This window comes from Streptomyces sp. WAC05292 (assembly GCF_003949955.1).
In the GTDB taxonomy this organism is placed as follows: Bacteria; Actinomycetota; Actinomycetes; order Streptomycetales; family Streptomycetaceae; genus Streptomyces; species Streptomyces globosus.
Map to the genome: position 1 here is coordinate 1 of NZ_RPSE01000160.1, position 12455 is coordinate 12455.

10 protein-coding genes, 1 pseudogene and 1 riboswitch are annotated in these 12455 nt (G+C 74.1%); of the genes and pseudogenes, 1 reads left to right on the plus strand and 10 read right to left on the minus strand.

The genetic code is table 11. The features are described from left to right. From EF903_RS18020 to EF903_RS18045, 6 genes and pseudogenes are all read right to left on the minus strand, one after another. Positions 1 to 1350: ATP-binding protein (locus EF903_RS18020; protein WP_312845938.1), on the minus strand; the 1350-nt coding region annotated here is incomplete at its 3' end. Between the two features lie 280 nt (positions 1351 to 1630). Next, positions 1631 to 1822 carry a hypothetical protein gene (locus EF903_RS18025; RefSeq protein WP_125544402.1) on the minus strand — a complete coding sequence of 64 codons (192 nt, stop codon included), beginning with the start codon at positions 1820 to 1822 and terminating at the stop codon, positions 1631 to 1633. Positions 1823 to 2058: 236 nt separating this feature from the next. Further along, positions 2059 to 3804: a TerD family protein gene (locus tag EF903_RS18030; protein ID WP_260615530.1), complete on the minus strand. Its 1746-nt coding sequence runs from the start codon at positions 3802 to 3804 to the stop codon at positions 2059 to 2061. Between the two features lie 34 nt (positions 3805 to 3838). Then, a pseudogene (locus EF903_RS18035) lies at positions 3839 to 4453 on the minus strand (MBL fold metallo-hydrolase); the annotation flags it as partial. Between the two features lie 236 nt (positions 4454 to 4689). Further along, positions 4690 to 5478: an SGNH/GDSL hydrolase family protein gene (locus tag EF903_RS18040; RefSeq protein ID WP_114055059.1), complete on the minus strand. Its 789-nt coding sequence runs from the start codon at positions 5476 to 5478 to the stop codon at positions 4690 to 4692. A gap of 184 nt (positions 5479 to 5662) precedes the next feature. Further along, a complete protein-coding gene (locus tag EF903_RS18045; RefSeq protein WP_125544406.1) occupies positions 5663 to 6652 on the minus strand; it encodes a LysM peptidoglycan-binding domain-containing M23 family metallopeptidase in 990 nt (329 codons plus the stop codon). A gap of 4 nt (positions 6653 to 6656) precedes the next feature. Beyond that, positions 6657 to 6842: riboswitch (cyclic di-AMP (ydaO/yuaA leader) on the minus strand. Positions 6843 to 7152: 310 nt separating this feature from the next. On the opposite strand from EF903_RS18045, the gene EF903_RS18050 reads away from it, so the two are divergent. Beyond that, the gene (locus EF903_RS18050; protein WP_185902712.1) at positions 7153 to 7971 is read left to right on the plus strand and encodes a tyrosine-protein phosphatase; all 819 of its coding nucleotides are present in this window, start codon (positions 7153 to 7155) and stop codon (positions 7969 to 7971) included. 50 nt (positions 7972 to 8021) lie between these two features. Here EF903_RS18050 and EF903_RS18055 read toward each other — a convergent pair whose 3' ends face one another. The 4 genes from EF903_RS18055 to shc form a co-directional block, all read right to left on the minus strand. Further along, the gene (locus EF903_RS18055; protein WP_125544410.1) at positions 8022 to 9419 is read right to left on the minus strand and encodes an aspartate aminotransferase family protein; all 1398 of its coding nucleotides are present in this window, start codon (positions 9417 to 9419) and stop codon (positions 8022 to 8024) included. Further along, positions 9416 to 10447, minus strand: coding sequence for an adenosyl-hopene transferase HpnH (hpnH, locus tag EF903_RS18060; protein ID WP_125544412.1), 1032 nt, complete (start codon positions 10445 to 10447; stop codon positions 9416 to 9418). Before hpnH ends, EF903_RS18055 begins: the two co-directional genes overlap by 4 nt. Positions 10448 to 10452: 5 nt before the next feature. After that, positions 10453 to 11118, minus strand: a complete 666-nt coding sequence (locus EF903_RS18065) for a 1-hydroxy-2-methyl-2-butenyl 4-diphosphate reductase (RefSeq protein WP_125544414.1) — start codon at positions 11116 to 11118, stop codon at positions 10453 to 10455. Then, positions 11118 to 12455 (minus strand): squalene--hopene cyclase (gene shc / locus EF903_RS18070; protein WP_125544416.1); only part of this gene is annotated, 1338 nt, incomplete at its 5' end. The genes shc and EF903_RS18065, both read right to left, overlap by 1 nt.

Sequence of the window (12455 nt, forward strand, 5' to 3'; positions counted from 1 at the left end):
CCCCGGCCCCGGTGCCGGCACCGGGGCCGGGGCCGGCACCGGGGCCGGGGCGGCGGCGGGACGCGGGGCGGGCGCCTCCGGCCTCGGTACGGCCACCCGTGCGGGCTCCAGCGGCGGCGCGGCCGCACCGGCCGGAGCGCCGTACCCGGTGGCGTACCCGGTCACGGGCCCGTTCCCGGTGCCCCAGGAGGTGGCCCGGGAGCCGCCCTGCCCCTCCCCCGCGCCGGCGGCCTGGGCCCCGAGCAGCTCCTGCGGCAGGACGAGCACGGCGTCGAGGCCGCCGTAGATGTTGGTCTTGAGCTCGACGGCGATGCCGTGGCGGCGGGCCAGCGCGGACACCACGAACAGGCCGATCCGCCCGTCGGCGAGCAGGTGCCGGACGCTGACCTGGTCGGGGTCGACGAGGAGCGCGTTCATCCGGTGCAGTTCGGCGGCGGGCATCCCCAGTCCGCGGTCCTCGACCTCCACGGCGATGCCCGCGGTGACCCGCTCGGCGCGCAGCACGACGTCGGTGTCGGGGGCGGAGAACACGGTGGCGTTCTCGACGAGTTCGGCCAGCAGGTGCACGACGTCCGCGACGGCGTGCCCGCGGACGGTGCCGCCGGCCGGCGGCACCACCTTCACGCGCGTGTACTGCTCGACCTCGGCGACGGCGGAGCGCAGCACCTCGCCGAGGTCGACGGGCCGGGTCCACTGGCGGCGGGAGGCGGCGCCGCCGAGCACGGCGAGGTTCTCGGCATGACGGCGGATCCGGGTGGCGAGGTGGTCGACGTGGAAGAGCTCCTTGAGGAGGTCGGGGTCCTCGACGGTGTCCTCCAGGCCGTCGAGCAGCGTGATCTCCCGGTGCACGAGGGACTGGAGCCGGCGGGCGAGGTTCATGAACACCTCGACCTTCCGGTCGCTGTCGGAGGGCGCGGGGGGCCCGGAGACCCGTACGAGCGCGGTGTGCGCCTGCTCGCGGGCGCCGCGCAGCTCCTGCGCGAGGAGCCAGAACTCGTCGACCCGCTCGGGGTCGCTGCCGGGAGGCGGGCCGGTGGGGCCGCCGCGGACGGGCCGGTTCGGCACCTCGCCGCGCTCCAGCCGCTCGGTGGCCGTGCGCAGTTCCTGGCGGCCGCGGACGCTGGAGCGGCGCAGGGCCTCGCAGCGGTCGCGGACGGCCTTGGCGGAGCGCTCGGCGCCGAGGAAGGCGGCCGCGAGCGCGCCGGCGACGAGCAGGGCGCAGCCGACGAGGACGGGCCACAGGCGCGGGTCGCGGTGTCCGGAGCCGCCGCCGAGCTGCAGGGTGAAGATCACTGCGGCGGTTCCGCTGAGGCCGGCTGCGAGGGCGGGCAGCACGGCCGCGCGCACCATCTGGGGCCTTATCTGCCGCCCGGGGCCGCCGGCGGCGTGTCTCGACGGGGCGTGGCGGGCAGGGCGGAGTCCGGACATCGGCGTCCTCTTACGTGGGGCCGGGCTCCCCGGGGTGTCCGGAGCCCGGTGTTGATCACCGGGTACCCACGCTAGACCGCATCCTCACGCCGTCGAGGACGAGTCGGGAAAGTTCACCGGGGTGCTTCCCGCTCCCGGTGGACCGCTCGCACGGCCGCCCGAATCCGCGGTGCGCGGGTGTTCGGGCGGCCGCGGGCCGGTATCAGGCGGCCTGGTTCCTGCGGAGCCAGGCGATCCCGCCGACGATGCTCACCGCGCCGCCGAAGGGGACCGTGACGGCGGTGGCGCTGTCCCCGAACAGGGGGGCGACGAGCCCGGCGAGCACGCAGAATCCGGCGGCCCCCCACATGAGTCCCTCATGCGGAACCCGCTTCTGCATCCGGTTCTTCCTCACGCGCCTTGCTCCTCGTTCACAGGACGGTCAACGAAGTGACGGGGAGGTCCGCATGGGAAGGCACGGCACGAAACACGAGCCGGCATACGGCGCGTCAACGCGCATGACCACACACGCGCACGCGAAACTGCACGTCCCCCCGATCACACCTGCCGGTGGTCAGCCGACACCCGCCACGCTACCAAACGGCATTCCACCAGGCCCGGGGCCGACCCAACCGTTTCCGGGAGTGGCGGCTATGCGGCGACGTCGACGCCGTAGCCGCGGGCAAGGCGGGCGAGGCCGTGGTCGTATCCCTGCCCGACGGCCCGCAGTCGCCAGCCCTCTCCTCGGCGGTAGAGCTCGGCGAGGATCATCGTGCGCTCGGTGGTGGCGGCGTCGAGGGTGGCCCGGGCGGCCGGGGCCGCGCCGATCCCGCTCGTGACTGTGATCTCGATGGCCCCGACGTCGGAGAAGGTTGCGGCGCCGTCGATCGCGGCGGCGATGACGACCCGGTGGATCTCCAGGGGCAGGCGTTCCGGGTCGACGGTGACGGCCTGTTCCGTCGGACCGTCCGTGCCGAGGTGCACGGTGCCGTCGGGGTGCTCGGGAGCGCCGTGGAAGATGAAGTCCTCGTCTCCCCGGACCTGTTCGTGCGCGTCGACCGCGAAGGCGACGACGTCCACGTCGCAGGCGGTCTGCTGACGCCACGTGGCGGCCACCGTCCATGCCGCACCGGTGTCGGCCAGGTCGATGACGGCTCCTCGGGCCAGTACCGCTGCCGCGTTCGGCTGGTGTCCGTCCGTGATCGCGGCGGGCGCGAGGAGCCAGTCGGCGTCGTGGACGCGGAGACCGAGCGTGGTGATGCGGCCCATGCGTCGGTCCGCTTCGCCGCCGGGCAGCACGACGACGTCGGACACGCCGGCGGAGAGGTTGACCGCCGCGGAAGCTCCGAGGGCAACGGCACGCGCGCGTGCCTCGGCCGCCTCGAAGTGGGTGCCGCCGATGACGAGGACCCTGCGCCCGGTGAGCGACCGGCCTGCGAGGGCGGTGGACGAGGCCGTCGCAGCGGTCCGCTGTACCGGGAGGCTCGGCGTCGACGGAGGTGGTGCGGCGGGCCGGCTCCCGGGCCCCTCCGCCGTGCGGCGCTGCCGGGCCGTGCCTTTGGCCTGGCCTGGCCGCACGCTCTCCAGCAGCCGCAGATACGTCGGCTCGTCCACGATCGGAACGCCTTCGTCCGCGGCGCGGTTCAGCTTGGCGGATCCGGCCGCCGGGTCGTTCGTGACGACGACGCTCGTCTGGCCGCTGACGGAGGTCGTCACGTTCAGCCCGGCAGCCACCGAGCGGGCGATCAGTTCCTCGCGGGAGACCCGGGTCTCCCCGGTGATCGCGACCTTCATGCCCTGCATCAGCGACCCGCCCGGTGCCGGCCGGCCGGGATTGCGGTACGCACAGGGCGTCTTGGGGACGTACGGCTTGTAGTCCTGGCGGGGCGGGCAGCTCAGGAGCGGCAGGGACAGGCCCAGCTGCTCGGCCGCGCTCAACGAACCGCGCAGGATGCCGGAGAGCACCCGTACGTCGTCCTGTGCGTCGTGGGCCTTCAGCTGTCGCACCCCGTAGTGCTCGGCAAGAGTGCCCAACCTGAGGTCGGGTGTCGCGGGCCCCACGAGGCGGTTGAGGGCCAGCGTGCACAATCGCCTGCCGACCGGCACCCAGGAGCGGGCGCGGGCGAACTCGTGGGCCAGGAAGTCGTAGTCGAACTGCGCGTTGTGGGCGACCAGGACACGGTTGCCGAGCAGTGCTCCGACCTGCGGCGCGATCTCCTCGAAGGTGGGAGCGTCTGCGAGACGGGCGGGAGTGAGGCCGTGGATGTGCACGGGCCCGGGGTCGCAGCCCGGGTTGAGGAGAGTGGAGAACGCCCCTGTCTGCCGGCCGTGCGGGTCGAGCGTGAGAACGGCGAGGGACAGCACCCGGTCGCGACCGTGGGACGACGAGCCGGGCAGGGCCGCGACCCGGCCCGGCTCTCCCCGCCGGACGTCAGCGATCACCCGCCAAATCGAGATCGCGGCCGGGAGCCTCGGCCGGGGCCGCGGGAGCGGCCCGCAGTCGGCGCCAGGGGCGGGCGATCGGGTGGGAGATCGCGCGCCACCACGGGTCGACCGGGAGCTTGCCCGACGGTTCGAACGGCTCGCCCGGGCGGGGGAAGGCCGCCGCCTGGCCGGCCTCCTCGGCCTCGTCCGCCGTCCACTCCGCCGGTTCCGCCCAGGGGTGCGGGGCCAGGTTGAAGCTGCCCCAGTGGATGGGGAGCAGGACGCCGTGGGGGATGCCGCCCTGGAGGTCCAGGTGGGCGCGGAGGCCCTCCTGCGGGGTCATGTGGATGTCGGGCCAGTGTTCGGAGTAGGCGCCGATCTGGATCATCGTGGCGTCGAAGGGGCCGTGGGCCGCGCCGATGGCGCGGAAGCCGTCGAAGTAGCCGGTGTCGCCGCTGTGGAAGATCCGGTGTTCGGCTCCGGCGACGACCCAGGACGCCCACAGGGTGTGCTGCTGGTTGCGCAGGCCGCGGCCGCAGAAGTGGCGGGCCGGGGTGGCGGTGAAGGAGAGGCCGGCGATCTCGGTGGTCTCGTTCCAGTCCAGCTCGCGCACCCGGTCGGGTCCGCGCCGAAGGCCTCGGGGCGCAGGGCTCGCAGCTGTGCGAGCGGGGGACGGGAGCCGGTCAAGGCGCCTCCTGGGGGTGCGGCGGATGGGCGCGGGGCCGTGCCGGGCACGGCCCCCACCTCGGCAACGCCCGACGGCCCCGGAGGATTCCGCCGGACGGACGGCATCCGGTTTCCCCCTCCCGCCGCCGTCGGCCGCCCGGCGCCCGCCGCCCGGCGCCGCGCCCGCCCGTACTACAGCGGCAGCAGCTCCGGACGCTTCGCCTCCACGTTGTCCCCCGAGGACTCGCCGCGCAGGCGGCGGCCGATCCAGGGGACGAGGTGCTCGCGGGCCCACTGGATGTTGTCGCGGGTGGCGTCGACGGAGCTGAGGGGCTGCTGCGGCGGCCACGGCTGGTCGGGGTCGGTCGGCACGTCGAGGCCGAGTACCTGGGCGGCGCGCAGGGCGACGCGGGTGTGGCCCTCGGGCGAGAGGTGCAGCCGGTCGAAGTCCCACGCGCGGCGGTCCTGGACGGACTTCAGGGACCACAGGTCGAGGACGGGGCAGCCGTACTTGTCCGCGATGGCGCGCACGTGCGCGCTGTACGTGGCGACCTTGCCGCGCAGGTGCTTGAGGACGGGCACGCCGCGCGTGTCGAACCCGGTGGTGATCATGACGAGGCCGACGGCGCCGGTGAGGTCGGCGACGGCCGCCTCGAAGCGCTCGGCGACGGCGTCGGGGTCGCTGCCGGGGCGGATGATGTCGTTCCCGCCGGCGCAGAAGCTGACCATGTCGGGGGCGAGTTCCTTGGCGCGCGGGACCTGTTCGGCCACGATCTGGTCGAGCAGGCGGCCGCGTACCGCCAGGTTCGCGTAGCGGAAGTCGCCTTCGGGCCGCTGGTCGGCCAGGAGGACGGCCAGGCGGTCCGCCCAGCCGAGGAACCTCCCGTCGGGCCCGGGGTCGCCGACCCCTTCGGTGAAGCTGTCCCCGATCGCCGTGTACGAGCCGATGGTCCTGCGTGCGGTCGCTGTCGTCTCTGTCATCGTCGTCACTGCCACAAGACCGTATTTTTCACCGCGCCACGTGACCTACGCCACCGTAGGCAGGGGTTGACGGGCCGTGATCTATACCACCCGGTCGGTTCGGAATAGAGGCGTGCGGGGCCGGGACCCCCCTCGGGTCCCGGCCCCGCACGGGTCCGGCGGCCGCCCCTGCCCGGGGCGGGCCTCAGATGGTGACGCCCTTGGAGCGGAGGTAGGCGAGCGGGTCGATGTCGGAGCCGTAGGACTGGCCGGTGCGGATCTCGAAGTGGAGGTGCGGGCCGGTGGAGTTGCCGGTGGAGCCGGAGAGGCCGATGCCCTGGCCGGCGGTGACGCTCTGGCCGGCGGTCACGGACAGCTGGGAGAGGTGGGCGTACTGGGAGTACTTGCCGTCCGCGTGCCGGATGACGACCTCGTTGCCGTACGCGCCTCCCCAGCCCGCGGAGACGACGGTGCCGGCGCCGACGGCCCGGACCTGGGTGCCGGAGGCGGCGACGAAGTCGACGCCGGTGTGGTAGCCGCTGGACCACATGGCACCGGACATCTTGTACGCGGTGGAGACGCCGCCGCCGACGGGGGCGACGAAGGAACCGGCGGCGACGGGTGCGGCGGCCTGCGGGGCGGGCGCCTTCGGGGCGGCGGCCTGCCGGTCGGCCGCGGCCTTGGCGGCGCGCCGGCCGGCGGCGGCTGCCGCCGCCGGTGCCGGGGACTTCTTCCCGGGCGCGGCGGCGGGCTTGCCGGCCGGCTTGGCTGCGGGCTTCTCCGCCGGGGCGGGCGCCGCGGCCCCGGCCGCGCCCGGCGCGCCGAGGCTGAGCCGGAGGCCGGGGTGGATCAGGGACGGGTCGGAGCCGACGGCCTCGCGGTTGTCGGCGTACAGCTGCTGCCAGCCGCCTTCGACGCCGCGGTCCGCGGCGATGGTGGAGAGGCAGTCGCCCGGCACGACGGTGTAGACGGCGGGGGCGGGGGCGGCGGCCGGTGCGGCGGCGGGCTGCGCCTGCACCGCCGAGTGGGTCTGCGGAGCCACCGCGGGGGCGGCGGCGGTGGCGGCGGGCGCCGCGTGGGCGCCGGCGGCGCCGACCAGCGGGAGCGCGAGCGCGGCGCCTCCGGTTCCGGCGGCGGCGAAACCCCGGGCTATCGAGCGGGACTTCGGACGGCGGTGCTTGCCCTTTGCCGGCATGGCGGATTCCTCTCCGGCGCCTGCGAGGTGAGCTGTCGGGTTCGGACCGGGAGCTGTCCGGCCGGCACGGCCCCGCGAGCGGGACGTGCACGGCTTCACCCCGAGCCGTTTCCGGAGCGGGAACCCCGGCGACGGCGGCCTACCTGGTTCCCCCGCTCCTGCCGGTCGCGTGAATGGTCGAGTGCGGTTTCCGGGCGGCGGCAGGATTAGGCGGTCCGTCCGGATCGGTCGCGAAGGTAATCGAGTCCGACGGGGCGGAACAAGCCGCGAATTACCTGACGGATTCACAGGAACGCGATTCCGGCGGAATTCCGGTCACCCTGTGTCCATTCGCTTGTGCCAACAGGCCCTCCGGCCGGGGCTTTCACGTTTTCCCCTCGGGCACGCACGGTCACCGTATGATCTGGCTCACGGGGCTGCGCCCGATCTCCCCTCCGACGGCGGCACGTTGGCCCCAAGCAGCTCAATTCGGACATCCGGCGACGATGCGGAGGATCCACGTGACCCAGCAGATACCCACGCCCCCTCCGGCCGGACGGGCGCCCGAGCCGCAGCTGGCCGGCGTACGCAACTTCCGCGATGTCGGCGGCCTTCCGACTCTCGACGGACGTCGGGTCAGGTCGGGACGACTCTACCGAAGCGGACATCTGGCGCATGCCACCGAAACCGATGCAGAGTTCCTCGAATCGCTTGGCCTGCACACCGTCTTCGACTTCCGCAACGCCGTCGACCAGGCCATGGAAGGCCCTGACATACCGCTCGCCGGCGTGCGCAACCTCAACATCCCGCTCTCCGACCCGGCCGCCGGCGCGGACTTCTGGACGATGGTGCGCGACGGGGACACCGAGCAGCTCCGCGGCATCCTGGGCGACGGCAGGGCGGCCGCGCGGATGACGGACTCCTACCGCGCGATGGTCGTGGAGCGCACCGCCGAGCACGGCAGGGTGCTGCACGCGCTGGCCGAGGACAGCGTTCCGGCGCTCATGCACTGCGCCGCCGGCAAGGACCGGGCCGGGGTGGCGGTCGCCGTCACGCTCCTCGCGCTGGGGGTGGAGCGGGAGGCGATCCTGGCGGACTACCTGGAGTCGAACGCCCCGCACCGCCGCTACCGCGTGCGCCCCGGCAGCGGCATCCCCGAGGCCCGCTCCCCCGAGGCGACGGAGCTGCTCGCGCCGCTCTTCGACGCCCGCGCCGCCTACCTGGCCGCGGCCTTCGACACCATCGACGCCCGGTGGGGCGGCACCGACCGCTACCTGGCCGAGGGCCTGCGCCTGGCCCCCGCCACCCTGGACCGCCTCCGCGACCGGCTGCTCGACTGAAGCCCCTGCGGCCGGAGGGCGCCGGCCGGCCGCCGGCGCCCCCGGACCGCTCAGCTCCCCGCGGCCGCCTGCCTGACGAGCGTCCGCCCGAACTCCCACATCAGCCCGCCCCCGTCGTGGGCCTCGTCCATCACCTCGCGGAAGGCCCCGACGAACCGGTCGACGTCCGCCTCGTCGATCACCAGCGGCGGAATCAGCTTGATGACCTCCAGCCGGTCCCCCGACACCTGCGTCAGGATCCGGTGCCTGCGCAGCAGCGGCACCACGACCATCTGCGCGAAGAGCCCCTTGCGGGCGGCCTGGAGCACCGTCCAGCGGCTGCGCAGGCCCAGCGACGACGGCCGCCCGAACTCGATGCCGACCATCAGCCCCCGCCCCCGCACCTCGTGCAGCAGCTCGTAGTCGCCGACGAGCGCCGCGAGCCGCCCGCGCAGCAGCTCGCCCGTCGCACGGGCGCGGGCCACCAGCTGCTCGTCCTCCATGACGGCGAGTACCGCGAGCCCGGCCGCCATCGCCTGCGCGTTGGAGCCGAAGCTGGCGGAGTGGACGAGCACCCGGTCCATGGACGAGTACACCTTGCGGAAGATCCAGTCCCGGCCCAGGGTGGCGCCCACGGGGACGTACCCGCCGGACAGCGCCTTGGCGACGCACACCAGGTCCGGCTCGACGCCCGGCTCGTGCTGGTACGCGTAGAAGTCGCCGGTACGTCCGATGCCGGTCTGCACCTCGTCGGCGATGAGCAGCGCCTTGTGCCGGTGCAGCAGCTCCTGGGCGGCGGCCAGGAAGCCCGGCGGTGCGGCGTGCACGCCCTTGCCCTGGATCGGCTCGACGACGAACCCCGCCACGTCTCCCCCGCGCAGCTCCCGCTCCAGGGCGGCCAGGTCGCCGAGCGGGATGCGGGTGTCGGGCAGCAGCGGCGCGAAGCCGTCGCGGAAGCCGCGCTCCCCGTTGACCGACAGCGCTCCGGCGGTCAGCCCGTGGAAGGCGTGGTCGCAGTAGAGGATCCTGGGGCGCCCGGTGGCGTACCGGGCGAACTTCAGGGCGGTCTCGACGGCCTCGGTGCCGCTGTTGCCGAAGAAGACGCGGTCCAGGTGCGGGCTGTACGAGAGCAGCCGCTCCGCGAGCAGGCCCGGCAGCGGCGGGCAGTCGAAGCGCGTGAGGTCGGCGAGTCCGGCGTCGAGGACGTCGTGCAGCGCCCGGCGCACCACGGGGTGGTGGCGGCCGAGCCCCATGACCCCGAACCCGGCCAGCATGTCCAGGTGGTCGTTGCCGTCGGCGTCCCAGAAGTGGGCGCCCTCGGCCCGCTCGTAGACGTTGTCGAAGCCGATGGTGTGGAGCATCCGCGGCAGCTGCGGGTTGAGGTGGCGCGCGTGCAGCTCGTACCGCTCGCCGCCGCGCTCGGCCAGCAGGGCCCGCAGGTCGAAGCCGGAGGGCGCCTCTTCGGTCACGGCCGGCCGCCCCTGCCGCCGCCGACCGTCTCGCGGGCCGCGCGCAGCGACTCCTTCAGCGAGCCCATGGTGGCGAGGACGGCGGTCGGCTCGTAGCCGCAGTGCGCCATGCAGTTCGCGCACCGCGGGTCCTTGCCGCGGCCGTACTTGCTCCAGTCGGTCTCCTCGACCAGCTCCCGGTAGGTGGGCACGTACCCGTCGCTCATCAGGTAGCAGGGGCGCTGCCAGCCGAAGAGGGAGTAATTGGGAATGGCCCAGGCCGTGCAGGGGAAATCGGCCCGGCCCTCCAGGAAGTCCAGGAAGAGCGGTGAGTGGTTGAGGCGCCAGCGGCGGCGGTTTCCGCCTGCGAAGGCCTTCCTGAAGAGTTCTCTGGTCTGGTCGACGCCCAGGAAGTGCTCCTGGTCGGGAGCCTTTTCGTAGGCGTAGGCGGGTGAGATCATCATTTCGTCGACCTTGAGGTCGTCGTTGAGGTAGTTCAGCACCTCGATGACCGTCTGGGGGGTGTCGGTGTTGAAGAACGTGGAGTTCGTCGTCACCCGGAATCCGCGCCTCTTCGCCTCCTTGATGGCCTCGACGGCCTCGTCGAAGACGCCTTCCTTGGCCACGGACTCGTCGTGGCGCTCGCGCAGCCCGTCGATGTGCACGGCGAAGGCGAAGTAGGGGGACGGGGTGAACTTGGCGATCTTCTTGCGGAGCAGCAGCGCGTTCGTGCAGAGGAAGACGTACTTGCGGCGGCCGACCAACTGGCGGACGATCTCGTCGATCTGGGGGTGCATCAGCGGCTCGCCGCCCGCGATGGACACCATCGGCGCCCCGGACTCCAGGACTGCGCCGACCGCCTGGGCGACCGGCATGCGCTGTTTGAGCACCCCGGCCGGGTGCTGGATCTTCCCGCAGCCCTCACAGGCCAGGTTGCAGGCGTAGAGCGGCTCCAGCTCGACGATCAGGGGGAACTTGTCGCGCTTGCGGAGCTTCTGTTCGAGCAGATAGGTCCCGACCCTGATGGACTGTCGCAGCGGCATGGCCATCTGGCTCACCTCCTGGGGAGCGGCGAAGAACGGTGCCAGTCGTGAAAAGCAGGCAGTAGGGCACGCAGTACACGGAAGGCCGATATTCCACCGCGGAGGGTGCCGATGCGGACGAGCTCGTGCTCCGGGGCGTCAACGACCACTCGGACGGCCGCAACGGGGCGGATCCCGCCGTCCGCGCCGGGAGCCCGGCTCGCGGCCCACAGGGTGGCCGCCGACTCCATGTCGACGCCGATGGCGCCGCCGGCGCGGAGCCGGGCCCGCTCCTGCCCGCGGACGACGTGGTCGGAGCCGGTCAGGACGCCGGTGTGCACGGTGCGGCCGGGTGCGGCGCGTGCCAGCGCTTCCGCGAGCCGGGGGGCGCCGGTGCAGGGGACGGTGCCGCGGGGGTCGCGGGCCTCCTCGGCGACGACGAGGTCGCCGGGGTGCATGCCGGGTACGAGCCCGGCGCAGAAGCCGGTGGCGAGGACGGCCGCTCCGGCCAGCTCCGGCCCGGCCAGGGCCCGTACGACGGCCCGCTCGGCGGCCCGCGGCCCCATCCCGGTGCGCAGGACGGTGGTGCCGGGCGGCGCCCCCCGTACGCCGCCGAGGGCGGCCCGCTCGATGCGCAGGGCGCAGGCGACGAGCAGCGGTGCGGCCGCGGGAGCGCCGGGCCGGGCGGCGGCGGGCATCAGGGCGTCCCGGGCGCGAAGGGCTCCCCGTACAGGTAGCGGCCGAGGGCGGTGAGCGGGAACACGTGCCGGTAGAGGTGGTAGTTGATGGAGAAGTCCCAGGGGAAGCCGGTGCCGGTGAAGTGCGGCTCGTCCCAGGTGCCGTCGGGGAGCTGGGTCCGCACGAGGTGGGCGATGCCGCGTTCCACGGCCTTGCCGCCGCGCTCCCCCGCGGCCAGCAGCGCCATCAGCGCCCAGGCGGTCTGCGAGGGGGTGGAGGCTCCGCGTCCGGCCCAGGTTCCGGGGTCCTGGTAGGAGCGCTGGTCCTCGCCCCAGCCTCCGTCGTCGTTCTGTACGGACTCCAGCCAGGCGACGGCGCGCCGGACGGCGGGGTGCGAGGCGGGGATCCCGGCGGCGGCGAGGGCGGGGAGGACGGAGCCGGTGCCGTAGACGTAGTTGGTGCCCCAGCGGCCGAACCAGCTGCCGTCGGGCTCCTGCCGGTCGAGGAGCCAGGCGATGCCGCGGCGGGTGCGCGGGTCGTGGGCGCGGCCCTCGGCGGCGAGCATCTCGACGACGTGGGCGGTGACGTCGGCGGAGGGCGGGTCGACGACCTCCCCGAAGTCGCAGAAGGGCAGCCGGTTGGGCAGGGTGCTGGTGTTGTCGGCGTCGAAGGCGGCCCAGGCGCCGTCGCCGGACTGCATGCCGAGGGTCCAGGTGACGGCGCGGTCGACGGCGGCGTCGAGGCGGTCGGGGTCGGGGTGGGCGACGCGGCGCAGGGCGAGGACCACTTCGGCGGTGTCGTCGATGTCGGGGTAGTTGTCGTTGTGGAACTCGAAGGCCCAGCCGCCGGGGGCGAGTCCGGGTCTGCGGACGGCCCAGTCTCCGGTGCGGGTGATCTCCTCGCCGAGCATCCAGTCGGCGGCCTTGACGAGGGCCGGGTGGTCGGGGGGCAGGCCCGCGTCGGCCAGGGCGATGGCGGCGAGGCAGGTGTCCCAGACCGGGGACTGGCAGGCCTCGACCATGCGGACGGGCGCGGGGCCGGCGGGGAGGCCGTCGGGGCCGGGAGCGGTGTCCTCGCGCCAGACGGCGAAGCGGTCCAGGGACTCCAGGCCGGCCCGCATCACGGGGTGTCCGAGGTCGTAGCCGAGGAGGTGGAGGGCGATCAGGGAGTAGACGGCCGGGGGCTGGATGCCGCCCCAGCAGCCGTCGTTCTCCTGCCGTTCGATGATCCAGCGGGCGGCGGCGTCCATGGCCGCCCGGCGCAGGGGGCGCGGCGCGAACCGGCGGTAGAGGTGCAGGGCCCGGTCCATGCGCTGGAAGAGGCCGTCCCAGGTGGCGAGGGGGGCGTACGTGCGGGG